The organism is Prosthecobacter sp. SYSU 5D2, from assembly GCF_039655865.1.
Taxonomy (GTDB): Bacteria; Verrucomicrobiota; Verrucomicrobiia; order Verrucomicrobiales; family Verrucomicrobiaceae; genus Prosthecobacter.
In genome coordinates, this window is sequence record NZ_JBBYXL010000006.1 from 239,525 (window position 1) to 264,908 (window position 25,384).

General features: G+C 59.5%; 24 protein-coding genes. 18 read left to right on the plus strand and 6 right to left on the minus strand.

The window, feature by feature from the left end; all coding sequences use genetic code 11:
- The first annotated feature begins 28 nt into the window (after positions 1–28).
- Positions 29–847: a sugar phosphate isomerase/epimerase family protein gene (locus WJU23_RS11975; RefSeq protein WP_346332808.1), complete on the plus strand. Its 819-nt coding sequence runs from the start codon at positions 29–31 to the stop codon at positions 845–847.
- 256 nt (positions 848–1,103) lie between these two features.
- Here the strand turns inward: WJU23_RS11975 and WJU23_RS11980 are convergent, their stop codons facing one another.
- The 5 genes from WJU23_RS11980 to WJU23_RS12000 all read right to left on the minus strand — a co-directional run bounded on the left by WJU23_RS11980 (position 1,104) and on the right by WJU23_RS12000 (position 7,859).
- Entirely contained in the window at positions 1,104–3,260 is a 2,157-nt protein-coding gene (locus WJU23_RS11980; RefSeq protein WP_346332809.1) for a redoxin domain-containing protein, read from the minus strand.
- A 56-nt stretch (positions 3,261–3,316) separates the two neighbouring features.
- Positions 3,317–4,591, minus strand: a complete 1,275-nt coding sequence (locus WJU23_RS11985) for an AMP-binding protein (RefSeq protein WP_346332810.1) — start codon at positions 4,589–4,591, stop codon at positions 3,317–3,319.
- Positions 4,592–4,657: 66 nt separating this feature from the next.
- Positions 4,658–5,566, minus strand: coding sequence for an ROK family protein (locus WJU23_RS11990; RefSeq protein ID WP_346332811.1), 909 nt, complete (start codon positions 5,564–5,566; stop codon positions 4,658–4,660).
- Positions 5,567–5,599: 33 nt separating this feature from the next.
- Positions 5,600–6,394, minus strand: a complete 795-nt coding sequence (locus WJU23_RS11995; RefSeq protein WP_346332812.1) for an SDR family oxidoreductase — start codon at positions 6,392–6,394, stop codon at positions 5,600–5,602.
- Between the two features lie 58 nt (positions 6,395–6,452).
- Positions 6,453–7,859, minus strand: coding sequence for a DUF1501 domain-containing protein (locus WJU23_RS12000; RefSeq protein ID WP_346332813.1), 1,407 nt, complete (start codon positions 7,857–7,859; stop codon positions 6,453–6,455).
- Between the two features lie 171 nt (positions 7,860–8,030).
- Here WJU23_RS12000 and WJU23_RS12005 point away from each other — a divergent pair, with 171 nt between their 5' ends.
- The 7 genes from WJU23_RS12005 to acpS all read left to right on the plus strand — a co-directional run bounded on the left by WJU23_RS12005 (position 8,031) and on the right by acpS (position 15,644).
- Positions 8,031–8,756: a L,D-transpeptidase family protein gene (locus tag WJU23_RS12005; RefSeq protein ID WP_346332814.1), complete on the plus strand. Its 726-nt coding sequence runs from the start codon at positions 8,031–8,033 to the stop codon at positions 8,754–8,756.
- 56 nt (positions 8,757–8,812) lie between these two features.
- Entirely contained in the window at positions 8,813–9,913 is a 1,101-nt protein-coding gene (gene dprA / locus WJU23_RS12010; protein ID WP_346332815.1) for a DNA-processing protein DprA, read from the plus strand.
- Positions 9,914–9,992: 79 nt separating this feature from the next.
- On the plus strand, positions 9,993–11,288 hold the full coding sequence (locus tag WJU23_RS12015; protein ID WP_346332816.1) for a glycosyltransferase family 4 protein: 1,296 nt from the start codon (positions 9,993–9,995) through the stop codon (positions 11,286–11,288).
- Between the two features lie 79 nt (positions 11,289–11,367).
- Positions 11,368–12,804, plus strand: coding sequence for a hypothetical protein (locus WJU23_RS12020; protein WP_346332817.1), 1,437 nt, complete (start codon positions 11,368–11,370; stop codon positions 12,802–12,804).
- Between the two features lie 138 nt (positions 12,805–12,942).
- Complete coding sequence (purH, locus tag WJU23_RS12025) at positions 12,943–14,481, plus strand: bifunctional phosphoribosylaminoimidazolecarboxamide formyltransferase/IMP cyclohydrolase (protein ID WP_346332818.1); 1,539 nt, start codon at positions 12,943–12,945, stop codon at positions 14,479–14,481.
- A gap of 30 nt (positions 14,482–14,511) precedes the next feature.
- Positions 14,512–15,267 (plus strand): pyridoxine 5'-phosphate synthase, encoded by a 756-nt coding sequence (locus WJU23_RS12030; protein ID WP_346332819.1) that lies wholly within the window; start codon positions 14,512–14,514, stop codon positions 15,265–15,267.
- Positions 15,264–15,644, plus strand: coding sequence for a holo-ACP synthase (gene acpS, locus WJU23_RS12035; RefSeq protein ID WP_346332820.1), 381 nt, complete (start codon positions 15,264–15,266; stop codon positions 15,642–15,644). The genes WJU23_RS12030 and acpS overlap by 4 nt, the downstream gene beginning before the upstream one ends.
- 14 nt (positions 15,645–15,658) lie before the next feature.
- Here acpS and WJU23_RS12040 read toward each other — a convergent pair whose 3' ends face one another.
- On the minus strand, positions 15,659–15,868 hold the full coding sequence (locus WJU23_RS12040) for a hypothetical protein (RefSeq protein WP_346332821.1): 210 nt from the start codon (positions 15,866–15,868) through the stop codon (positions 15,659–15,661).
- A gap of 179 nt (positions 15,869–16,047) precedes the next feature.
- Between WJU23_RS12040 and thrH the strand changes: the two genes are divergently transcribed.
- From thrH to WJU23_RS12090, 10 genes are all read left to right on the plus strand, one after another.
- On the plus strand, positions 16,048–16,656 hold the full coding sequence (gene thrH, locus WJU23_RS12045) for a bifunctional phosphoserine phosphatase/homoserine phosphotransferase ThrH (RefSeq protein WP_346332822.1): 609 nt from the start codon (positions 16,048–16,050) through the stop codon (positions 16,654–16,656).
- A 292-nt stretch (positions 16,657–16,948) separates the two neighbouring features.
- Positions 16,949–18,259: a xylose isomerase gene (xylA, locus tag WJU23_RS12050; protein ID WP_346332823.1), complete on the plus strand. Its 1,311-nt coding sequence runs from the start codon at positions 16,949–16,951 to the stop codon at positions 18,257–18,259.
- A gap of 391 nt (positions 18,260–18,650) precedes the next feature.
- Positions 18,651–19,892, plus strand: coding sequence for a type II secretion system F family protein (locus WJU23_RS12055; RefSeq protein ID WP_346332824.1), 1,242 nt, complete (start codon positions 18,651–18,653; stop codon positions 19,890–19,892).
- A 92-nt stretch (positions 19,893–19,984) separates the two neighbouring features.
- The gene (gene gspG, locus WJU23_RS12060; protein ID WP_346332825.1) at positions 19,985–20,431 is read left to right on the plus strand and encodes a type II secretion system major pseudopilin GspG; all 447 of its coding nucleotides are present in this window, start codon (positions 19,985–19,987) and stop codon (positions 20,429–20,431) included.
- 16 nt (positions 20,432–20,447) lie between these two features.
- On the plus strand, positions 20,448–20,978 hold the full coding sequence (locus WJU23_RS12065; RefSeq protein WP_346332826.1) for a type II secretion system protein GspG: 531 nt from the start codon (positions 20,448–20,450) through the stop codon (positions 20,976–20,978).
- Between the two features lie 52 nt (positions 20,979–21,030).
- A complete protein-coding gene (locus tag WJU23_RS12070; RefSeq protein ID WP_346332827.1) occupies positions 21,031–21,771 on the plus strand; it encodes a prepilin-type N-terminal cleavage/methylation domain-containing protein in 741 nt (246 codons plus the stop codon).
- Between the two features lie 14 nt (positions 21,772–21,785).
- The gene (locus tag WJU23_RS12075) at positions 21,786–22,178 is read left to right on the plus strand and encodes a hypothetical protein (protein WP_346332828.1); all 393 of its coding nucleotides are present in this window, start codon (positions 21,786–21,788) and stop codon (positions 22,176–22,178) included.
- A complete protein-coding gene (locus tag WJU23_RS12080) occupies positions 22,153–23,160 on the plus strand; it encodes a prepilin-type N-terminal cleavage/methylation domain-containing protein (RefSeq protein ID WP_346332829.1) in 1,008 nt (335 codons plus the stop codon). The genes WJU23_RS12075 and WJU23_RS12080 overlap by 26 nt, the downstream gene beginning before the upstream one ends.
- A complete protein-coding gene (locus WJU23_RS12085; RefSeq protein ID WP_346332830.1) occupies positions 23,157–24,086 on the plus strand; it encodes a hypothetical protein in 930 nt (309 codons plus the stop codon). The genes WJU23_RS12080 and WJU23_RS12085 overlap by 4 nt, the downstream gene beginning before the upstream one ends.
- A 62-nt stretch (positions 24,087–24,148) precedes the next feature.
- On the plus strand, positions 24,149–25,363 hold the full coding sequence (locus WJU23_RS12090; protein WP_346332831.1) for a PilN domain-containing protein: 1,215 nt from the start codon (positions 24,149–24,151) through the stop codon (positions 25,361–25,363).
- The last annotated feature ends 21 nt before the right edge of the window (positions 25,364–25,384 follow it).

The window sequence follows — 25,384 nt, forward strand, 5'->3', positions numbered from 1 at the left end:
CCTGAGCGCATCCGACTCTGGATGCCCTATGCGCTTTGCGATCTGTAACGAAACCTACCCGAACTGGCCCTTTGAAAAAGTGTGCGAAGATGCCGCAGCCGCCGGTTATCACGCCCTGGAACTGGCCCCCTTCACTCTTAAAGAGGACCCGCGTGAACTCACCGAAGCCGATGCCCTCCGCCTCAGCCACATCGCCTCCTCCTTTGGCCTGGAAATTCTCGGCCTTCACTGGCTGCTGACCAAGCCCACCTGGTTTCACATCACCACCCCGGATGCACTTCAGCGCAAAGAGACCGCTAAATTTGGCCAGCACCTAGCTCGTTTTTGCGCCACCACCGGCGGCCGCATCATGGTCTGGGGCAGCCCCAAAGCCCGCAACACCCTGCCTGAATGGGAATACGAAGACGCCTTCAAACGTGCCGCCGATTCCGTCCGTGCCGTCGCTGAGGAAGCTGGCAAATACGGCGTCATCATCGCCATGGAACCCCTGGGTCGCAAAGAAACTAACTTCCTGAACAACGCCGAGGAAACCATCCGCTTATGCAAGATGGTGGACCACCCAAGCTGCAAGCTGCACCTGGACGTCAAAGCCATGAGCGATGAAGGCAAACCCATTGCGGACATCATCCGCGACAGCAAAGACTGGTTCGTCCACTTCCACGCCAACGATCCCAACCTCCTCGGCCCCGGCATGGGTGAGGTGAAGTATGAACCCATCATCTCCGCCCTGCGCGAGGTGGACTACCAGGGCTACCTCTCCGTCGAAGTCTTCGACTACAGCCCCGGCCCGGAAAACATCGCCCGCAAGAGCATCAGCTATTTGAAGGAAGTCATGGGCGTGGAGTGATACCAGCGCAAGCCGCCCTGGAAGGGTGTGAGAAATTAGATATGGCACCCGGAATAACGCTGCCGCAGGCGCGGCAGCGTCTCTTCTTTGATTTTTTGGGTTCATGGCCACCGGCTTTGTTTGCCGGTGTCATGCTTTTTGAGTCAACGTCTTGTTTTACCCCTCCGGGTGTCAAAAACTATAGAGGCAACAGGCATGCGGCACGGTCACCCCGCAAAGCGACACTTTCATACAATAAAGGGTTCGCCGGAAATCATCACTCCAGGCTTAACAAGCGCTGTGATTCCGCCAGCAGAAAACCGGTGTCTGAAAACGGTTCCCAACTGACATCCCACCAGCGCAGCCTGCCTTGGGCATCCACCAGAACAGCAGCGTGCAGCGGCTCCTCTTCAAAGTCATCGTAGGCGCGGAAGCTCTTGAACATCTCCAGCCCTGGATTGCAATAGATGGGAAAAGCAGGCAGTTGCCCTGTTTTCATCTGCTCCGTGATGCGGCCGGCCAGGGACATGGGTTCCAGGGTGACAGCGGCAAGCTGGATGCCCGCTTTTTCATAATCCTGAGCGACCTTGTTAAAGGCATTCACCTGCTCCATGCAATGGCCGCAAGCACTGCCAAGATAGAAGAGGAGTATGTGCGGCTTTCCTGCGAAGACAGAACTGTCCACCGGCTTGCCATCCAGGGTCAGCGCTTCCCATTTGGGAGCCCCGGGCGGCTGCCAGTGCATCGGCCCCAGGGTGTCTAGCGCCGGACGTTCACCGCTGTCATCGCGTTTGGGTGCGGGTCCACGCCAGCCGTCCTTGAGGCCGAGTCGAGAGGCAAGCGCATCAAAACGTCCGCCCACGGCCAAGTCCGCATCCATGGAGAACGCCAGCTTGCCAGCCTGCTTGAGGGTCTTTTTAGCCTCTTCCATTTTGCCAAGGGCCGCCTGAGTTTCCGCCTTGGCCGCCAGGCCTGGGATGTCCTCCGGCATGCCTTTCAGGCTGGCCTCCGCCTGTTTTTTGTCTCCCAGTTTCAGCCACAGGACAGCGGCTCTCTCTTTGGGCATTTCAGTGGCGGCCTTGAGTTTTGCCGAGGCATCTTTGGTGCCCGCCAGGACCGCCCTCAGAGCGCGCAGTTCGGCCGCAGCCGAAGCGGCGGCTTCAGGTTTTTTCGCCCCTTTGCTGGCGCCGATTTTCGGCTTCTTAGCCGCCTGCTTTTTGGCTTTCCACTGCCATTCATCAAGATGAGCGATGTTGATGTCGAGGGATTTGAGGTCGCCCTTTTCATAAAAGGCGATGCCGCGGGCACGACGGCGCGTGACCTCATGGCTGGCATCGTCCACAGCAGCGATTAGCGGACTGTCCGTGACGGCCAGAAGCTCGTCCCACATCTCCCATTTAAGCAGTGTCTCGATCAAGCGGGTGCGCCCGTAGCTGGCGCTGCCTTTGGCCAGGGTGTTGTATTTGGGATGCCGGGGGTTCGCGATCAGGCTTTTGGCCAGGGCGATGGCTTCTTTGGCACGGCCAAGCTCATTGAATGTGCGGACAAGCCACTCCTCATTATGCGCGTAGTTGTGAATCTGGTCCGGCAGCACCCAGTTTTTGATCATATACGCATGGTCGGCACGGGTGCTGGCTTCCTGCTGCCAGGCGGCATCGTCGTATCTTTTCAGTTTGGAAAAGGTATGTCCTGGCATGTGCCACATGTGGGCGATGCCCGGTGCAGCCTGGCCATTTTGGGCGGCGGATTTCAGAGCTCGGGCGGGCTTGCTGCCATCCCAAAGATGGATGCGGTAATGATGGGCCGGATGCTCAGGATTCGCGGCGAAGACTTGGTCTAGCAGAGCGTCCACAGCCTGCGGGCTGCTGATGGGGGCCTCGCCTTTGGCATGCCAGATTTTCCACGCCAGGAAGGCCTTTGCCTCGACGTCCTCAGGGTGCTCCTGGACGATGGCTTCCAGGTCCCGGATGAAATCCAGGGCACGTTGTTTTTTGTCGCGCTTGTCCTCTTTATAAAAATTCTCCAGCGTGGTCAGCCAGAGCTTTTCATGGGCACTGGCCTTGCCTTTTAAAGCGACCGCTTTTTTGACGAATCCTTTGGCACGGGCGTCGTTGTTCACATTGGCCATCGCCATGCCCCAATAGGCCATGGCACATTCAGGATCCAGCACCGCCACCTGGCGGAAGGAGCGCTCGGCCTCATAATACCAGAATCCATGAAGCTGGCCGATGCCCTGATTGAAGAACTTTTTGGCTTCGGCGTTTTTCGAAGAAATGGCGAAGTCCACCTTTCCGGTGCCAGGAATGAGCACCGCAGCCTGACGAGGCCCCTCATTGAAGGCCTCGCCATGCAGGGAGTGGCCAGGCAAGGGATCTGCCGCCGGGCTGAGGCAGGCGGCACTGAGGAAGAGAAAACTGGATAAACGAAGGTGCATGAAAGGCTGGGCTATCAACGCTTCCACAGTGCCCGATCATGCCAGGGAATGGCAATTCAGATCTTTCTCCAGCGGCGTGCCTTAAATTCATGACGCGGCAGGCTGTCCGGATCTGCCAGGCGCACGGGGATGCGCATGGAAAAGGTGTCGCGCAGTTTTGATTCAAGACGTTTGAGCAGTGTCTTGGGGACGTTGCCAGGAACTTCGATCAGCAGTTCAATCTCGTCCATGGCATCCACTTTGCGCTGCTCCACCATGAATTCGATGATCTCGCTGAACTGGCGGACGACGGCTTCCACGGCGCTGGGATAGACATTCACCCCGCGCACGACGACCATGTCATCCACCCGGCTGAGCACCCCGCCCTCCAGGGCAAGTCGGCCATTCCAAAGACGTTTTTTCACCCAGTCGCCTGTGCGATAGCGCAGCAAGGGCCCCGCAGCGCGGTCGAGTGTGGTGAGGACGAGTTCTCCGTGCTCACCATCGGCCACTTCCAGGCCGCTGGCGGGATCAATCACCTCCGCCAGGTAAGCTTCTTCAAGGACCATCAAGAGCCCCGGTGCCTCGGTGAGCTCGTAACTGACAGGGCCCACCTCCGTCATGCCATGATGGTCATACACACGGGCATTCCACAGCTTTTCAATACGGGCGCGCACCTCCGGGATGCTCCCTCCAGGCTCTCCGGCAACGATGATTTTGCGGATGCGCAGGGACTCCAGGAATACGCCGCTGACTTCACCAATGAGCTCTCCGAGACGAAGAGCATAGGTGGGCGTGCAGCAGAGAACCGTAGCCTCATAACGGGCCATCATTTCTAACCGGGCCTGGCTGGAAAGACCGCCGCTGGGAAGTGACAGGTAGTGACCGCTGGCGGCCTCATAAGCAGTCCAAAAACCGAGAAAGGGGCCGAAGGAAAAGGCGAAGAAAATACGGTCCACTCCCTTCACCAGATCGGCGGCCTCATAAACCCGCCGCCAGCAGGCCAGCATGGACTCCCAGCTTTCACAGGTATCCAGCCAGGCCACAGGCTGACCGCTGCTGGTGCCGCTGGTCTGGCAAAAGCGCGTGTAATTTTGCAGTGGTTGAGTCAGGTGGGTGCCAAAGGGTGGATGGGCCACACGGTCCGCCAGCAGTTCGTCTTTGGTGGTAAAAGGAATCTGGCGGATGAAATCTTCCACCCCGTCCATGGCGGAGACGACGACACCTGCGGCCTTGAATTTGGGCACGTAAAAGCCGTCCGCCGCCGTCACGGCCAGCAGGATGGAGCGCAGCTTGCGCCACTGGCCGGCGCAAAGGCGGTCACGGTCTAGGAGGTTGGTTTCTTCGTCCACGCAGAAGGGTTGGCGAGCGGTGAGAATGGGTCAAACAGAGATGCAGGTAAGGAATGCCATCCCCCATCAAAGTAAGCTGCGGACTGCACCCACAGCCCCGGCCTCGTCCCCCAGGCTGGCCAGGGCCAGGCGCACCCGGTGCCCTCCCGGTCGCCATTCATAAATATCCAAATAGGTGGCCAGCGGATTCAGCAGGCGGTCCCCTGCCCCGGTAGCAATTCCACCACCCAGAATGACAAGCTGCGGATCGAGCACGTTAATGAGGCTGCCGATGGCGGCAGCCAGGCAGCGCACGGATTCCCCCCACACTTTTTCAGCGTGGGCATTTCCAGCGGAGACGGCATCCAGCAAGGCGTGGGTGGTGGCGTAGCGGCCTTCGCCTCGCGCCTGGATGGTATTGTTTCCAATCGCTGCCTCCAGACTGCCAGGGTTGCCATAAAGATCCACTGGCGCATTCACATCGGTGGCGATGTGGCCCAAGTGCCCGGCGCGGCCAATGGCCCCTTTGAGCAGGCGGCCATCGCTGAAAACCGCCCCGCCGACGCCCGTGCCGAGGGTAATCATAAAGACATCCTGGCAGCCTTTTGCCGCCCCTGTCCAAACCTCCCCGAGCAGGGCGGCATGGGCATCATTCAGCACATTGACGCGCCGTTGGAGAAAGGCGGGCCAGTCCAGCTTTTCCAGGCCATGCATGCGCCCAGGCATCCAGTCAATGCAATGGCCCGCAGGATTTGCGAGCCCGGGAGCAGACAGGCCGACGGGCAGGTTTGACTGGCCGGCACGGCTTTCAAATTCCTCGATGATGTCCCGGATTGTCAGGGCAAACCGCGGCACCTTATCTTCAAACTCACCGTCCAGGGTGGGTCGGGACAGACTGGTGATGAGCTGGCCGCTGCCGCAGTCAATGAGGGCCGCTTTGATGTTGGTTCCGCCAAGGTCAATACCAATGGCGAGGTTGCTGGAAAGATGGGTCATATTTGAAAATAAAGAGGCAAAAAGCAAAGGCGGTCATTCCCTGCCTTCAGAGACCGTCCAGCCGCCATCCACGGCCAGCACCTGGCCAGTGATGAAGCGGGAAGCCCGCGAAAGCAGGAAGAGCGCGGCGCCTTCCACATCCTCCGGCGCGCCCACACGTCCCCCATCCAGCGGCTGTTTCGCCGAAATGAAGCGGACGATGCCCTCATCTCCCACAGCGCGCTGGGACATGGGTGTCTCCACCAAAGCGGGAGCGATGACATTCACACGGATGTTTTGGGGTGCATAATAACTGGCGATGGATTTGCTAAATCCAATGATGCCCGCCTTGGCCGCCGCATAGGCATGACTGGCGAAGTATTGAGGCGACGGCGACCAGCCGAGAACGCTGCCCATGTTCAAAAGGCAGCCGCCACCTCCCTGTTGAAGAAACTGGCGCACGGCGGCGCGGTTGGAGGCGATCAGGGAGGCAAGGTTTAAATTGAGGGTGTATTGCAACCCTTCATCGGTGATCTCGTGAAGTGGCCCGTCCCCTCGCGAGCGACCGCTGCCGCCAGCCACATGGTAAAGGGCATCCAGCCGGCCAAAAGATTCCACCGCCAGCGCCACGGCCCGGTCAGCCGCCTGAGGCTGGCTGGCATCTGCGGCAAATCCGCGCGCCTTCGGCCCGAGCAAATCTAGTGCGGCGCGGACATTGGCCTCGCTGCGGCTGGTCACGACTACGCGCGCGCCATTGGCAATGAGCGCCTGTGCAGCCGAGAGACCGAGCCCGGTGGTGCCGCCCATGACAACGACGGAGAGTCCTGCAACATCGTAACGTGTGTTCATCAAGGGCCAGTATCCCGAAGGCAAGAAGGCTGGCAAGTGCGGGAGCGGTCTTCGCTAATCAAGCAAGGATCTCCTTCACCACATGCCCGTGCACATCGGTGAGGCGGAAGTCGCGGCCGGCATAACGGTAAGTCAGTTTTTCGTGATCCAGCCCGAGCATATGGAGAATGGTCGCGTGGAGGTCATGCATGTGGACTTTGCCATCCACAGCCATGAAACCGATGTCATCCGTGGCCCCGTGGGCGAAGCCTGCCTTCACCCCGCCGCCGGCGAGCCAGACAGTGAAACCCAGTGGATTGTGGTCACGTCCGGTGCCATTTCTTTCTGCATACGGCGTGCGGCCAAATTCGCCTCCCCACCAGACGATGGTGTCTTCCAAAAGGCCACGCTGTTTCAGGTCGGTCAGCAAGCCGGCTATGGGCTTGTCCACGGCAGCCGCGTGATCGCCATGTTTGGGCAGGTTGCTGTGCTGGTCCCAGGCGGGATTGTTGGAGTTGTCCCCGTAGTTGACCTGGATGTAACGCACGCCCTGTTCGGCCATGCGGCGGGCCATGAGGCACTGGCGGCCGAAGTTGTCCGTGGTCTTGTCACCGATGCCGTATAGCTGGAGGGTGGACTCCGATTCCTGCGCGAGATCCAGGGCGTCCGGAGCCTTGTTTTGCATGCGCCAGGCGAGTTCATAACTCTGGATGACGGCTTCGATCTCATTGTCCCCGGGCCGGAGTTGCTGCGAGTTCAGCGCGCCTAGCAATTCATACTGCCGCCGCTGCTGCTCGGGCGTCCAAGTGCTGTTGACGATGTTTTTGATGGTGGCCTCCTTGCTCGGCAGGCCGCTGCGGCCCAGCGGGGTGCCTTGATAAAGGGCAGGCAGAAAGGCATTGCCGTAATTGCGGGGGCCGCCATTGCCCAGGCTGGGGCTGATGGTGACAAAACCGGGCAGATTTTCATTCTCCGAACCCAGGCCATACATCACCCAGGCACCCATGCTGGGGCGAATGAAGCTGGTGGTTCCGGTGTGCAGAAAGAGGGTGGCAGGGCCATGGGCCACCCCCTCCGTATGCATACCGTGGAGGAAGCAGAGGTCATCCACGTGCTTGTTGATGTTCGGAAACAAATTGGAGGCCCAGCGCCCGGTTTCACCATGCTGGGCGAAGTCCCACAATGGCTTTTTGATCCTCTGAGGGGAGCCTTTGCCGGTCTTGGCGACCGTGCGCGGATCGGCGATATCAATGATCTTCTCGTCGTCCTTTAACAGGCGCGGTTTGTAATCAAACGAGTCCACATGACTGACGCCGCCCTGCATGAACAGGAAAATGACCCGCTTGGCGCGCGGTGCATGATGAGGCTGCGGACCTGGGAGGGGACTGCCTGCAGCCCAGGCCTGCTTCTGCGCGAGCGCAGACGCTGCGAGGTATCCGAAACCACAGCCCGTGGTCTGGAGAAAGGAGCGTCGGGAAGAGAACATGGGGTTAGAACGGGCCGAGCATGAGCTTTTTTGCTTAAAGAACCAAGATCATTTGATCATGAATTGGGAAAATTTGATCTGGAAGCAGCCATCCAATCCTGGCGAGCCAGCCGATTAAGTCATGTCTCGACATTTTGACCCCGGCGTTATTTGATGGACGAGAATTGATCCATGACTCTCGCGAACTCCCTCTTCCGTTCATTCCTCTTCGTCGTCTGTCTTGGAACTGCACTGAGCAGTTGCAGTTCCACGTCGAACGAAGAGTCTGCCGCGCAGCCTGAACGCAAAAGCGACGCCTTTTGGATCGGCGACCAGGTATCCGGCAGCCCGCGGCTGGTGATTGACCTCAGCGCCCAGCGCATCCGTTATTATAAGGGAGAAAAGCTGGTCGGGGTCTCCCCGATATCCTCTGGACGGGAAAGTCATTCAACCGTTACTGGCAGTTTCAGGATTTCCCAGAAATCCCGCTACCACCGTTCATCTCTGTACGGGGATTATGTGGATGATGCAGGCAATGTGGTGGTCTCCGATGTGGATGTGAGGAAGGATCCGCGCCCGCCTGGGACGCGCTTTCTCGGAGCCAAAATGAATTATTTTATGCGTGTGGTCGGGGCGATCGGCATGCATGAAGGCTACTTGCCTGGCTACCCGGCCTCCCATGGCTGCATCCGCCTGCCCACGGACATGGCGGCCCATTTTTACAATGCCACGCCGCATGGTACGCCGGTAAAGATTGTGGGCAATGCGGCGCTGGCTCCTTATGAGCAGCCGGTCACCGTCCCCGCCCCCGCTGAGCCTGCCAGTATACCCGGCTCCAGCAACTGGCTGCGGCCCGAACGCCGTTCCAAGATCCCCAAACGCCAGGCTCTGGCTCCCGGAACCACCTTGTATCTGTAATCAGGCGGACAATCCGTTCTGCTTGTGCGGAGGCGCAATTTCGCAACGGTGATCGGATGACAAGAACCGAAGCTTACCTGGCCCTGAACCTCATCCCGCAAGTGGGGCCGGTGCGCATCAGGCGGCTTCTTCAGGCCTTTGGCTCCCCGGAGCGGGTGCTGACGGCCAAGGCAACGGAACTGGCCCGGGTAGAAAGCATTGCCATGGCCCAGGCGGAGGCCATCGCGGCCTGGGACGCTCGAGGTCAGGTGGAAGTGGAGTTGAAAAAAGTCCGTGACCGGGGCCTGACGCTGCTGACGCAGGAGGATGAGCTGTTCCCGCCGCTGCTGAAGCAGATCTATGACGCGCCAGTCCTGCTCTACGTGTGGGGCCAGCTCCAGAAGCGGGATCACCAGGCCATCGGCGTGGTGGGCAGCCGCCATGCCACCCTCTACGGCATGAATGCCACCAAGAAGCTGAGCTACCAGATTTCTTATGCGGGCTACACTGTCGTCAGCGGCCTGGCCCGGGGGATTGACACCGCTGCGCATGAGGCTGCCCTGGCTGCAAAAGGCCGGACGGTGGCGGTGATTGGCTCCGGCATGGGCAAGCTCTACCCGCCGGAAAACCTGGCCCTGGCGGAGCGCATTGCCCAGAACGGGGCGGTCATCAGCGAATACCCGGTGGACCGGATGGCTGACCGGCAGACTTTTCCGTACCGGAACCGCATCGTGGCGGGATGGTGCAGCGGTCTTCTGGTCGTCGAAGCGCCCATCAAGAGCGGATCTCTGATCACGGCCCAGCAGGCAACTGAGCAAGGCCGGACAGTATATGCGGTGCCAGGGCCCATTGACAAACCCACCTCCACCGGTTGTAACAGGCTGATCCAGCAAGGAGCCAAGCTGGTGATGGATGGGGCGGACATCCTGGATGACCTGATGGCCCTCTTCCCCACCGCGCCGATGCCCCCAAAGGTGGAAGCTCTCCCGCCTGCGGCCAATCTGACCCTGGATGAGCAGATCCTCTTTGATGCCATGACGACGGAGGAGGTCCATATTGACGAGCTGACCTCACGCTCCGGCCTGGCGGCAGGCACGGTGAATGTGAACCTGATGCGGCTGGAAATGAAACGGCTAATCCGTGCGCTGCCTGGAAGGCGATATGTGCGCGTGGCCTGATTTCAGAGGAATGATTCCATGGGCCTTGCCGATGCGTATCCCATGCGTTAAACATCGCGCCCCTCTTTGTCCTGACCCTATGCGCATTCTCCATCTCACCCCCGGAACTGGCAACTTTCACTGCGGAAGCTGCCTGCGGGACCATGCGCTCATCAAAGCCCTGCGCTCCCGAGGCCACGATGCCATCATGGCACCGCTTTATCTGCCGCTGGTGACGGACCGGGAGGTTTCCAACCCGGAAATCGGCATCCGGGTGGGCGGCATATCGTTGTATTTGCAGCAGAAATTTCCGTGGTTCCGGCACCTGCCGCGCTTCATCCACCGGTGGCTGGACAAACCGGAGAGGCTGCGCTTTGCCGCCCGGTTCATGGGCATGACCAGTGCGCGGGATCTGGGGGAAATGGCCCTGGGCGCACTGCAGGGAGAAGCAGGCCGCCAGTGGCCGGAGTGGCAGCGGCTGATCGAATGGATCCGTACAGAAGGCAAACCGGATGTCGTGTCCCTGTCCAACAGCCTGCTCATCGGCCTGTGCCCGGTGATCGAGCGGGACCTGGGCATTCCCGTGGTGGTCTCGCTCCAGGGGGAGGATTCGTTTCTGGATACGCTCATTGATCCTTACCGCGAGCAGTCCTGGGCGGCGATGCGGGCTAACGCGCAGCATGTATCAAAATTCGTGGCCCCAAGCCGGTTTTATGCGCGGGTGATGCAGGAAAAGCTGGGGGTAGGCGAAGACAAAATGGCGGTGATTTTCAATGGTCTGGATGCCAATTCCTTCGGCGTTGCAGAGCCTGACCCAAACTGGCCGGTCATCGGCTACTTCGCCAGGATGATCCATGGCAAGGGACTGACCACGCTGGTGGATGCGTTCATTGCCCTCTCCAAACGCGGCACGGTGCCCCGGGTGAAGCTGAAGATCGGCGGAGCCAAGACGGCTGCCGATGAAAAGTATGTGGAAGGCCTGCAAAAAAAGCTCAAAGACGCAGGCTGTGCCCAGCGCGTGGAGTGGCATCCGAACTTGAACTTTACAGATAAAGTCAAGTTCTTCCGCAACCTGACCGTGCTCTCCGTGCCTGCGACCTATGGCGAGGCCTTTGGCCTGTATGTGCTGGAAGCCATGGCCAGTGGCGTGCCGGTGGTGCAGCCAGATCATGGCGCCTTCCCGGAACTCATCGCGGCCTCCGGCGGTGGTGTCCTGTGCCCGCCTGACGATGTGAGCGCCCTGGCGGATGCGCTGGAGACACTGCTGCTGGATGACCACCAGCGGGAGCAGATCACGAACAAAGGCCTGGCCGGGGTGAGAAACGAATTCAGCGCGGCGCGGATGGCAGAGCGTTTTGACGAGGTGCTGGCAGAGATCAAAGAGGGCCAGCCATAACCCCGGCGAGGATTTTACCTCTGCGATTGCCACACTTGCTGCGGGCACGTATGCTGAGGACATGAAGTCCGCCTTTTTAATGCCTTTTCTGGTCTGCCTGACGATGCTGATGGCTGTGTCTGTCCCGGAGGTTCGAGCGCAGGAAACAAGCTATAAAGGCAAGGTGGTGGTCATTCCAGTGGGGGAAGAGGATCTGATCGCCCGAGCGCGTTTTGAATTCATGTCACGGACGCTGGAGCGCTGCACGGACGAAGGCGCAGAGGCGGTGATTTTTGAACTGGACACTCCCGGGGGCCTGCTTTGGGACACGGTAGATCTGATGATGAATGACCTGCAGAAGCTGAAGCCTCGCAGCTATGCCTTTGTCAACAAACGGGCACTGTCCGCCGGGGCGATGATTGCGGTGGCGACAGACGGCATTTACATGGCACCTGCCGGCACTGCCGGTGCGGCCTCACCCGTCTATGGAGGCGGACAGGAAATGGGCGATGCGGAGCGTGCCAAGATGAACTCCGCCACCATGGGCATGGCCCGCGCCGTGGCCAAGCGCAAGGGGCACGACCCGCGCGTGATTGAGGCGATGATTGACATGAGCCGGGAGCTGAAAATTGGTGACCTGGTGCTGGACGACAAGGACTCCATCCTGACCCTGGATGCCGAGCAGGCCATCCTGAAGCTGGACAATGGCAAGCCTGTCTTTGCCAAGGGCATCGTGGATTCGCTGGATGACATCAAGAAGGCTGAAGGCCTGAAGGGCGAGACGGTGATTGCGGAACCCACAGGTTTTGAAAACATCGCCATTTGGGTGACAAAGTACGCCGCCCTGCTCATCCTAATCGGTGTGGCCGGAGGCTATCTGGAAATGCAGGCTCCCGGCTTTGGCATTCCCGGTTTTGTCTCCATCGCCGCCTTTGGCCTGTTTTTCTTTGGCCACTATGTCGCGGGCAGCCTGGTCGGCCAGGAGGCATTCGCCACCGTGGCGGCCATGTTTGTGATTGGCATTGCGCTGATCATTGTGGAGCTGGCCATCTTCCCCGGCCTCCTGGTGCCGGGAATCCTGGGTTTTGTCCTGGTGATGGTGGCGCTCGTGTACACCATGTCAGGCTGGGAGATGCCAGTGGCCCCCGTTGTCCCCGGCGTTCCTGCTGAGCCAGGTGAGGGCGGCCGGTTTGATCTTAACGTCTATGCAACAGGCCTGCGCAATTTTGCCATCGGCATCCTGGGGGCCGGGGTGCTGATTCTGGCCGTGTTCCGTTTTCTCCCGCAGACCGGGCCTTTTCAAAGGCTGGTTCTGGCCACTTCCATTGATGGTGGTGATGCGATGATGCCGCCAACTGTAACACTGCAGGTGGGCGATGAAGGCCAGGCCTGCAGCGCCCTGCGGCCCTACGGCACCGTTCAGTTTGGCGAGCGCCGCGTGGAAGCCATGGTGGAAGGCGGCTACCTGCAAAGCGGAAGCAACGTCCGTATCCGGGAGATCCAGGGGCCGAAAATCATTGTGGAAGCGGTGGGTTGAGGCGCAAGAACCATAGCTTGGGCTTGATCTGCCTCGGCACCCACAGGTCGCCCGGTCATCACGCAGCCTCAACATTCGTCATTGCCGCCAGCCACTTTCGCCCTTTACTCCCCCTTTCCCGAATCACACTCCGAACACATGCCCATCGCCCGCGCTCTTCTTTCTGTCTCCGATAAAACCGGTCTTCTCGACTTTGCCAAAGGTCTGGCTGAGCTCGGCATCGAAATCCTGTCCACAGGCGGCACGGCAAAGCACCTCAAGGACGCCGGATTGACCGTCATTGATGTCTCCGAACACACCGGTTTCCCGGAGATGTTCGATGGCCGCGTGAAGACCCTGCACCCCAAAGTCCACGGCGGCCTGCTTCAGCGCCGGGACAATGACGAAGACAAAAGGAACGCCGCCAAGCACAACATCCCGGTCATTGATCTGGTGGCCATCAATCTTTATCCCTTTGAGCAGACCATCGAGAAGAAGGATGTAACCCTGGAAGAGGCCATTGAAAACATTGACATCGGCGGCCCGTCCATGCTGCGCAGCGCGGCCAAAAATCACCGCTGGGTAACCGTCATCTCTGACCCGGCAGACTACCCCATCGTCCTGGAAGAGCTGAAGGAGCACAAGGGCGAGACCACCCTCGCCACCCGTGAGCGCCTGGCCTGTAAAGTCTTCCAGCGCACCTCCAGCTACGATGCCGCCATCGCCAGCTTCCTTAATAAGGAGCAGGTCACCCAAAAAACTTTCTCCCTGAGCCTGCCTCTGCACAGCGAACTGCGCTACGGCGACAACCCGCACCAGAAGTCCGCCCTTTATGGCAACTTCAGCGACTACTTTGTGAAACTGCACGGCAAGGAGCTGAGCTACACCAACATCCTGGACATCCACGGAGCAGCCGCCCTCATCCACGAATTTCGCCGCCCCACCGTCGCCATCCTCAAGCACACCAACCCCTGCGGCATCGGCTGCGCGGACGAGGACCTGCGCGAGGCCTGGGCGAAGGCGTTTGAAACCGACAAGCAGGCCCCCTTTGGCGGCGTTATCGTCATCAACCGCAGCATGACCGTCGGCCTGGCCCGCATCATCTCGGAGATCTTCACTGACATCATCATCGCCCCGGACTTTGATGCGGATGCCCGCGCCCTGCTTCAAAAGAAAAAGAACCTCCGCCTCATCCAGATGCTGCCGGAAGTCACCAAGACCTTCAGCGACCCCATCATCCGCAGCGCCCCCGGCGGCGTCCTCGTCATGGACAGCGATCCGCGTGCGCTGGGTCTGGAAGACTTGGAAAACAAAGTCAAAACCCAGCGCCCGCCCACCCGCGAGGAGCTGGAGGCCATGCGCTTTGCCTGGCGCGTGGTCAAGCATGTCAAGTCCAACGCCATCGTCTTCGCCACCCATGACCGTACCCTCGGCATCGGTGCCGGCCAGATGAGCCGCGTGGACTCCTGCCGCATCGCCATCTGGAAGGCCAAAGAGGCCGGACTTTCCCTGACCGGCAGCGTCGTCGCCAGCGATGCCATGTTCCCTTTCGCCGACGGTCTCATCGCCTGCTCCGAAGCCGGTGCCACCGCCGCCATCCAGCCCGGCGGCTCCATGCGCGACGAAGAAGTCATCGCCGCTGCCGATGAGCGCAAAATGGCCATGGTCTTCACCGGCTACCGCCACTTCCTGCATTGAGATTTACCAGGCCCAAACAATCTTTCATTGATGCGCTCCCAACTCCTTCTCGGCGTCAACATTGACCACGTCGCAACACTCCGCCAGGCCCGCTACCGCACGATGCTGGGGGCGCACAATGTGGAGCCTTCTATCCTGCAGGCTGCCTTGGAGGCGGAGGCGGCGGGGGCGCAGTCTATCACCATTCACCTGCGGGCGGACCGGCGTCACATTGTGGATGAGGACGTGTATCTGCTGCGCAAGAAAATCGGCACCAAGATGAACCTGGAGATGGGCAATACGCCGGAGATCCTGGCCATCGCCCTGGAGGTGAAGCCGGACTTTGTCTGCATGGTCCCGGAGAACCGCGAGGAGGTCACCACTGAGGGCGGGCTGGATGTCGTGGGCCAGAAGGAGTTGCTAAGGGCCAGCGTCAGCCAGCTTGAGGCCAATGGCACCCGTGTGAGCATGTTCATTGATCCTGACCTCGACCAGATCCGCGCCTCCGCTGAAATCGGAGCCAGCATGGTGGAACTGCATACCGGCACCTTTGCCAATGAGCAGGGGAAAAAACGCACCCAGGAAGCCGCACGGCTGAAAGCCGCCGCCGAGCTTGGCCACAGCCTCGGCCTCCAGATCAATGCCGGCCACGGCCTGACCGTCGCCAATCTGCCGGAGCTTTTTATTGTACCGCATTTGGCAGAGCTGAACATCGGCCATAGCATCGTCGCCCGGTCCGTATTTGTCGGCATGCGGCAGGCCATCGCCGAGTTCCGGGCCGTCATGGATACCTATACCCGGCCATGAACCCCATCGGCCTCGGTATAGACCTGGTGGAAGTAGGCCGTATACGCGACCTGCTCACCAAGCATGGCCAGCGTTTCAAAGAGAAGACTTATACGGCTGGAGAGATCGCCTACTGCGATGGCTGTGCAGATCCGGCCATGCATTATGCCGCCCGCTTCGCCGCCAAAGAAGCCGCCGCCAAGGCCATCGGCACCGGCCTATGGGCGGAGGGGGTGGACTGGAAGGACTTCGAGATCAGCCGGGAGCCGTCAGGCAAACCGGTTCTCCATCTGCATGGCGGCGCCAGGATGCATGCCGAAAGGCAGGGCGTGACCCGCTGCCTTGTTTCCCTTACCCATACACGTGACCTGGCCCAGGCGCAGGTCATCCTGGTGTGAGGATATGGACGGGATTAAAAATCCAGCCCCCACTGCATCGGTGTAGGCGTGCGGTCCTGATCGCGTGGGGGGACATGGCGAAAGTTGGTCGGAGTGGGGCGCAAATTGGTATCGCCACGCATCATGTAGCCCAGGGAGCCAGCAGGCTCAACCTGGCTGCAGCTTGTGCCTGCGAGAACCATACCGACAGTCAAGGCCAGCAGGCCGAAAGAAAGAGAAGACATTGGATTGAAGGGGGGTTGCTGGCAGCATCCATGAATTGAGGCTTGCCTACGCAATTTGGTGAATAAGTCTAACATATCTTATTCGGCCCAAACTGACGAATAAGATGTGTTTTTTTATTTGCTCAACAAGCCTGACAGGCTGGACAGGAAGACCAAGTGATGACACAGAAGCGCTTTCCATGAAAAAACAGACCATCGTCACCCTGGACCTCGAAGGCGTGCTTGTGCCGGAGATTTGGATCGCCTTTGCAGAGAAGACGGGCATCGCCGAGCTGCGCCGCACCACCCGGGATGAACCGGACTACGATGTACTGATGAAAGGCCGCCTGGCCATCCTGGACCAGCATGGTCTGAAGCTGGGGGACATCCAGGAAGTCATCGGCACCCTCTCCCCGATGGAAGGGGCAAAGGACTTTCTGGATGAACTGCGGTCACTGACCCAGGTGATCATCCTGAGCGATACCTTTGAGGAGTTCGCCCATCCGCTCATGCGCCAGCTCGCCTGGCCGACCATTTTCTGCCACTACCTGGAAACGGACCCGGAAGGACGGATCGTGAATTACAAGCTGCGCCAGTCTAACCAAAAGCAGCATGCCGTGGCCGCCTTCAAAAGCCTGAACTACCACGTCATCGCCGCCGGGGATTCCTTCAATGACACCACCATGCTGGGAGAGGCACACAAAGGTTTCTTATTCCACAGCCCGGAGAGCATCCAGGCGCAGTTCCCCCAGTTCCGGCCCTTCGACAGGTATGAGGACCTCCTGACTGCGATCAAAGCGGAGCTTTAGAGCCCGGTCAGAAAGGCTGTTTTTTGCGCGATTTGCACGAAATCAGGCATTAAAATTTTCGATAAAATGCGCCGACACTTGGCCTGCTAGCTGCTTAAACAATACTCGAAGCGCAAGCTTCACCACAACGAGCTGGACTGTCACTTCATGGTTGGGGACAGCCCGGTCAATTAAGGCCCGGTGGGATTTTGGTTGGGTCCCACCGGGCCGCTTTTGACAAGAAGCGTTCCGGACCATTCTTTCTTTGAAGCTTGACGCCTTCGAGGCAAAGGTCTCCAATGGCGCTCCTATCATGAGCGAAGCCTTTCCCGACATCCAGAAAATCCAATACGAAGGACCCAAATCCAGGAACCCGCTGTCCTTTAAACATTACAACGCTGACGAGGTGGTCGCCGGCAAGAAGATGCGGGATCATTTCCGCTTTGGCGTGGCCTACTGGCATGCAATGAGGAATACGCTGGCGGACCCGTTTGGTGCGGGCACGGCGCAGCGGCCCTGGGATGATGGGACGAACTCGGTGGCGAATGCGCAGCGCCGGGTGTGGGCCTGCTTTGAATTCATGGACAAGCTTGGGGTGGACTACTACTGCTTCCATGACCGCGATGTGGCCCCCGAGGGGGAAACGTTGGCTGAAAGCAATGCCAACCTGGATGCGGTGGCGGATGAGCTGGAGAAGGCACAAAAGGAGACGGGCAAGAAGCTGCTGTGGGGCACCGCCTGCCTGTTCGCCCATCCACGATATAACCAGGGCGCGGCGACGAGCCCGAATGCGAGCGTGTATGCGTATGCGGCGGCCCAGGTGAAGAAGGCTCTCGAAGTGACCCACCGTCTGGGCGGCGAGGGCTATACCTTCTGGGGCGGCCGCGAGGGTTATGCCTCACTGTGGAATACGGACATGAAACGGGAGCTGGACCATCTGGCGCGCTTCCTGCACATGGCGGTGGATTACAAGAAGGAGATCGGATTTACCGGGCCGTTTTATATCGAGCCGAAGCCGCGTGAGCCATCCACCCACCAATATGACAGCGATGCGGCGGCCTGCCTGAACTTCCTGCGCGAGCATGGACTGATGGAGCATTTTAAACTGAACCTGGAGACCAACCACGCGACGCTGGCCGGTCATAGCATGTGGCATGAAATGGAGGTGGCCGTGGCCGCTGGAGCGCTGGGCTCTGTGGATGCGAATACCGGGGATGAGCTGATCGGCTGGGATACGGACCAGTTCCCGACGGACATTTATCTGACCACGCAGATGATGCTGGTGATCTTGAAGAGCGGCGGTTTCACCACTGGCGGCCTGAACTTTGACGCGAAGGTGCGGCGTGAATCCTTTGAGCCGGTGGACCTGTTTCATGCGCACATCGGCGGCATGGATGCCTTTGCACGCGGGCTCAAAATCGCCTCGGCAATCATTGAGGACGGCCGTCTGGAAGGTTTTAGAAAGGCGCGCTACAGCACCTTTGACCAGGGCATCGGCGCCAAGATCGAGGCGGGCACGACAAGCTTCGCCGAACTGGAAGCCTATACGCTGGAAAACGGCGAGCCTCTGATCAGCAGCGGCCGTCAGGAGATGCTGGAAAATTTAGTGAACGAGTACATTTAAGCGGCCTGACAGGCTATGCTCAAAACGCCGGGGATGAAAGTCCCCGGCGTTTTTTTGTATTAGTCGAAACGGATTCATTTGCGGACGGTGCTTTCAAAAGCAGCAGGCCACGCGGCCACGGCCGCCATGACTGCAAAACCGCCTGACATCGCCACAAAATCACCGTCAATGCTCAGCCGGACCAGCATGCACAATCCGGGATGCTGCTGCGACACAAGAATATCATTGCCTCCACAGCGTTTTTCCTGGAACTTCCTGCCGTGACGGGGGTTGATGCTGCTGAGTTTTGGCCGATTCCTGACCTTCCCTTCGTATTTCCAGCGAGATGACGAGGGTCCATGCCGTTTGGATTGCCAGCTAAAGCCGCCGTCTGTTTTTTGCTCCCGCTAGCATGCCCTCCTTTTCCTACACTGCTCTCAATCCCGCCGGTCAGACGGTCACCGGCAGCCTGGCTGTCGGGTCAAAAGCGGAGGCTTTCCGCAAGCTGGAGGCGCAGGCGCTGACGCCGGTGAAGGTGGCGGAGGAGGCCAAATCCGCCAAATCAGCGGCGGAGACCACGGCCAAAGCAGCCTTGGACAATCAGCCAGTACCGCTGCGGCGGGCACAGATCATCCTTTTCACGGAGGAACTGGCGGACATGCTGGACGGCGGTTTGCAGATTGACCAGGCGCTGAAGGTCATCGCGGAGCGGCAGGAGGATGTGGGTCTGCGTCGCGTCTCCACCATCATGCGGGACCAGTTGCGCGAGGGGTCCACGGTTTCCAAGGCGCTGAAGAAGGCCTCGCCCAGCTTTGACGAGCTGTATTGCAACCTGGTGGCCGCTGGTGAGGTGAGCGGCTCCTTGCCCGAGATCTTGCGGCGGCTGGGGCAGAACCTGGTGGTGATGGCGGAACTGCAGTCGAAGGTGACTTCGGCCATGATTTATCCGGCCTTCCTCATCGGTGCCTGTGCGGTGCTGATGGTCGTCTTCATGACGGTGATGGTGCCGCAGATCACGGACCTGCTGGCCAAGAGCGGGCAGAAATTGCCCTTCGCCACGCAGATGCTGATCAGCTTTAACAGCTTCCTGGCGCAATGGTGGTGGGTGATTCTGACGGTCATTACGATCGTTTCGCTGTCCTTCAAAGCCTACGTCGCCACGCCGAAGGGGCTGATGTGGTGGCATGAGACGAAGCTGAAGACGCCTCTGTTTGGCCCCATCATCGCCACGCGATTTTACGCGCAGTTTGCCCACTCCATGGGCAGCCTGGTGGGGAATGGCGTGCCGCTGATGAACAGCATCCGGCTGGTGTCAAAGATCTCGGCGAACGTTTTTATCCAGTCCCTCCTGGCCAAGGTCACCGGAATGGTGGCGGAGGGCGGGTCACTTTCCAGCTCATTGAAAAAGGTGTCGCACTTCCCCATGATGCTCATTGATATGATTGCCGTGGGGGAGCAGACGGGGATGCTGGGCAAGTCTCTGGAAAAATGCGCCACGCGTTATGACAAGGAGCTGGACAAGCGCATCAAACGCATGACGGCGCTCATTTCCCCCATCATCATCCTTTTCATGGCCGTGATCGTGGGGGTGGTGGCCTACTCCATCATCTCGGCTGTGTTTCAGTCGGTCAATGGCATCAAGAGCCGTGTGTAAAGGACCACGGCCGGTCAAAGGTCAAGAAGTCAACAATTTCGCCTCCACTCCCGTCTCAGTTTCTGATAATCTGCAACTTCTCCACTCTCATCATGAACATCCCAAGCCGCCTCCAGCGCGCACCGCGCCACGCCTTCACCCTCATTGAAATCGTCATCGTGCTGACGATCATCTCCATCCTGGCCGCCGGCTCCATCTACATGCTGAAAGGCAACGTGGATGTGGCCAAGGAAACTCGGGTGGACGGGGACCTGCAAAACATCATGACGCAGATTCAGCTCTATGAAGCCCGCAACATGCGCCCGCCGACCACAGACCAGGGCCTGAAGGCGCTGGTGGAGCGCCCCACCACCGAGCCGCTGCCGGAGAAGTGGACCGCTCTCATGGAAGAAGTGCCGAAGGATCCTTGGGGCCAGGAATACAAGTACCGCTACCCGGCGCAGAAATCCAAGAAGTCCTATGACGTCTGGTCCATCGGCAAAGACGGCGCGGACGGCACCGAGGATGATGTGGGGAACTGGAAGAATGTGGTGAAGTGACTCCTTGAAATGACGAATGACGAATGACGAATCCAGAAAGGAGGAAGTGAACGGTGAGCCGGATGAGTCTGGTTCATCGTCATTCGGCATTCAGACTTCTTCAGGCTATGTGACTGAAGAATCATCCAATCCCGACAAGCGAGGCGTCAACCGCACCAACAGATTGATTCGGGTCTTTCTTTGGCTAGCCATTCTTTTCCTGATTGTGGTGGTGCTTATAAGGCCCATTGGCCCGCCTCCTGAAGGAGCGGCCGAAGCCTCAGCGGCCGAGGCCCAGATGAACACGATCGCTGTGGCCCTAACTCAGTATAAAACGCTGAATCGCACCCTGCCTACCACTGAGGAAGGGCTGGCCGCTCTTGTTCAACCACCCGCCAACGCCCGGTCTCAAAAGAAATTGGCTGAAGCCGCGGCCCTCCGGGATCCGTGGGGCAATCCTTATCTATACCGCCATCCTGCAGTGAGAACTGATAGGCCTTTTGACCTGTGGTCCTCCGGACCTGACGGAAAAGATGGAACCGAAGATGATGTCTGGGGTTGGAAATGACGAGTGACGAGTGACGAGTGACGAGTGCCAAATGACGGATGACGAATCCAGAATGAAGAAAGTGAACGGAGTATCGGAGTTTTCCGGTTCTTCTTCATTCGGCATTCGTGTCCGCACGCGTGATCATTCGGCATTCGTCATTCGGAATTCGGCATTCTCTCACCGCCGGGGTTTCACCCTCGTCGAGATCGTCGTTTCCCTGACGATCATCATTATCATTGCGGCCGGGGCGGTTCCGATGTTTAAGGGGCTGCGGGAGGAGCAGCTGGCGCGGGAGCCGATCATTGAACTGGTGCGTCTGGCGAAGGAAGCACGCATCCGGGCGATGCGGGAGAAGCGGCCCTACCAGGTGGCTTTTTATCCCGGGGGATTCATGGCTTCACGGTACTTCAGCCCGTATCTACAACTGGCGGAGCTGACGACTTTCCTTCAGGAAGGGGAGAGCGGGGTTTACCGGCTGAATCCGAATGCCGACGATGATGGGTCCGACTTGGACGGTGGGTCGGACAAAGTTTCCCAAACGGACCTGGCGCTGGCCCCAGAGGGTCCGCCGTTGAATGACAACTGGGAGGAACATTACCAACTGCCGCAGGATGCGCAGTATTCCATCAAGTACTGGCATGACATGGAGGAGACGTTCATCGAGGGCGAGGTGGTGAAGCTGTGGGTCTTTCAGCCTAGCGGGATCTGCCAGCCGCTGAAGCTGCACCTGGAGCGACCTAGCGCTGTGTTTGATGTGGAATTCGGCGCACTGACGGCTGACATCACCCGGGAGGTCATTGAACTGCGATGAAGATCCACCGGAGCATGCTTGGAAGCTCGAGTGGGGGTTACATCCTGCTGGAGCTGATCATTGCGCTCTCCATGTTTGCCATTGGGGTTCTGGGGCTGGCGCAGACGCTGAATACCTCCATGGAGGTGGCCAACATCCTGAACAAGGACCAGCGGGTGCGCATTGGCCTGCGATCGTTTTTGGAAGAAGTGCGGCGGAAGCCTCTGAGCGATATGTCCACCAACTATGTGGATGTGGCGACGGGGGTGACCTACACGAGCAGCATCGAGCGGGTGGCGCTGACCACCACGCGCGGGGAGGTGCTAAGCGACCTTTATAACCTCAAAGTCGTGGCCACCTTTGTGGCAGGAAGCGAGCAACAGGAGGAAAGCGTGGACGTGTATGTTTATAAACCCGCCACCCGATAAACCGTCAACGTCCAGAGGGCGGAGGCCGGCGGGCTTCTCCCTGATGGAGGTCGTCATCGCGCTGACCATTCTGGGGATGATTATGGGCACGCTGTTTGCCATCATCCAGGGCAGTGTGCGCGCAGCGGCACAGATCGAGCAGTTGCAGCGGGAAAACGATGCCATCAACCGCTTCCTGGACCTGAGCCGGAAGGCCTTCACCACCCTGCCCAGTACGGCCACGCTGACGCTCACCGCGCTGGATCCGAACAATCCCCTTTCCTCCGGACAGGAGCTGACCATCAGCGGCTCCACGCACTGCTTCAGTTTTGGCCTCAGCCCGATCTCGTATGAGGACACGATTCTCGGCCTGCGCCCGGACCCCAACGGAGCCACGGACGCCAACGGCCTGCTGCTGCAATACCTCAGCCTTTCCCGTGAAGATCTGATTCCCCAAACGGATGACAGCGGCATGGCCCTGCGCCAGGAGACCACCGGCCTGAGCGCCCCCGACGAACAGGGACGCTACTGGATGCCGCTGCTGCCGGACGTGGTGCAGCTCAAGTGGCGCTTTTACAAAGAAGACGATGAAACCTGGCTGGAGGAATGGGATGACAGTGACTGGCCGGACCTCATCGAAATCCAGCTTCAAATGCGCGACCGGAGCACACCGATGCGGATGGTCTATAGTGTTCCAACTATCCATATCATCGCAGGCACTGGTGGCAGTACTTCCAGCAGCAGCGGGAGCAGTTCAGGAAGCTCCAGCCAGGGCGGTCAAACGGGAGGCAATCAAGGCGGAGGCCGGGGAGATCAAGGCGGTGGTGGCAGGCCTGGTGGCGGTGGTCAGAATGGTGGCAGTGGACGTCCCGGTGGTGGAGGCCAAACCGGAGGAGGAGGGCCAGGGGGCGGACAAGGTGGCGGTGGCGGACGCCCAGGTGGAGGTCCGGGCGGAGGTCAAAGCAGTGGCGGTGGTTCTACGGGAGGAGGGGGCTCACGATGAAACATTCTTCGATCCAGCCTTTCAAAAAGCGCTCCGGCTCTGCTCTCATGATCATGGTGTGGGCATTGATGCTCATGGCCATCACTGTGATGGGCGTGGGGGAATACATCCGGTACAGCGCGGAGGAGGCTATTCTCGCCTCGGCTGAATTTCGTGCCCTGCACCTGGCGGAAAGCGGCCTGGCCGTGGGTCTGCACCCGAGTGCGCGGCGCGGGGACAAGGTGCTCAAGCAAAAGCTCACCCCGGACAGCGGCTTTGATGTAGTGATCAATTACGAAGGCGCGCGCATACCCATCAACTACATCACGGATGAGCGGCTGCGCGAGGCGGTGTATGAACTCTTTGTTCGCTGGGGGCTGAACAGTGACGAGGCCACCATCGCCAGCGAATCCCTGGCCGACTGGGTGGACCGCGATGATGAAGTGCGCAGCAACGGAGCCGAGACGGCCTTTTATGAAAGCCAGGGCATCTTTGAGCTGCCGCGCCAAAAGGGGTTCATCAATGTGGATGAGATGCTGCTAGTTCGCGGCATGGGCATGGTGGACCGCCTGAAGCCGGACTGGCGGGAGTATTTCAGCGTTTTTGGAGACGGCACGATTGACCTGCGCACAGCTTTTAAAGAGACGCTGATCGCCGTGGCAGGCGCGTCTGAGACGGATGTGGACAGCTACATTGGCCGCCGCGACGGGCCGGACGGCATCGCGGGGACGGAGGATGATCAGCGCATCTCCGACGGGGAGGCCTTCCGCATGCTGGGGCTGACCGGCGACCGCGCCCGGGCTATGCAGAGCATCCTGACCAGTGATGACGATCTGCGGCGCATCACCAGCACCGGTTACGTGGGGGAAAAACGCGCCCAGATCATCGTCATCGCCCGCCGTGGAGAGGACCGGTCCCTGACCTATCTGGCCCGGCTGGAAGAATAAGGTCTTTCTTTGTGCAACTCCCGCGCAACTCCTGGGCGCAAACAACGTTTATCCCCCATCGCATGTCGTTTGCCGCCACTACACTTCTTTTACCCTCACCTGATGCCACCTGGCGTGTTTGGAAACCGAGGAGTACAAGCGGCGGTGAAGCGGTGGAAAGCCCGGCATCTGTCTCCAGCCAGGGCAAGCCACTCATTGTGGGCCTGCCGGCCTCCGCCTGCCGGACGGTGGGACTGGTACTGCCAAACGCGGATCATGAAATCCTGGAGCAGATCATCATCACCCACCTGGACCGGAAAGGTCTGAAACTGGAAGGTGGAGCGAACCGCAATTTCCGCTGGCATCTGCTCACTCAAAATGCCTCCGTGGCCACGGTCAGTGTGGACATCCTGGCGGAGCCTTTTCCGCAGGATCTGGCGCTGCCGCAAGCATCTGACTACACTTCCGCGCTCCGTCTGCTAATGCTGCCCAACGGGCATCTGCTCATCACTGAGGAGCACGGTTCACTGGTCCTGGCAGCGAATTACCAAGGCAAGCTTTATCACAGCCACCTCTTTGCCCCGGCCACGTCTTCACCGGAGGAAATCGCACAGGAGATTCTGCTATCGCGTCTGGCATTGGAGCAGGACTTGGGAGTGGGTGCCATTTCGGGCATCACACTGGCGGGATCCTCCTGGAGCCAGGACACCTCCAGAACCCTGGAAAAACTAACGGACCTGCCCTCCAAAGTGGTGGCGCAACTGCCGCCGAATGCGGAGCTGGACACACGGGCCTGGCCCCGCCTGCTGCCCCAAAGCGTGCGGGAGTCTCAGAACAGTACAGCACGCCGGGCCAAGCTGGTGCGTTTTGGCATCCTGGGCGGGGCGCTGCTGGTGGCGCTGATGTTCATGGCCTTCGCTTATCTGAATCTGCAAGAGCGCACTGCGGCCGAACTGGCCGAGGCGGTGGAAGCAACCTCGGAACCCGCGATGCAGGTGAAAAAGACGGTGGAGCGCTGGAAGGCCCTGGCACCTGCCATTGAGCCTAAACGTTATCCCATGGTCCTGCTGGCGGAAGTGACCCAGCTCATGCCGCCAAGCGGCATCGTGATCCGTGAATTTGAGGCCAAGGACACAGAGCTGGAAATTCGGGGTGAAGCAAGGGATGCGCAGATGGCGGTCCAGTTTGTGGAGGACCTGCAAAAGCACAAAATCCTGGGCCAGTACCAATGGAGCAAACCCCAGCCGACGGTTCGTGAAAAAACGGCTCAGTTCCGCGCCCAAGGGAAATTGCAGTAACCAAAGCCCCCTTTGACCCCC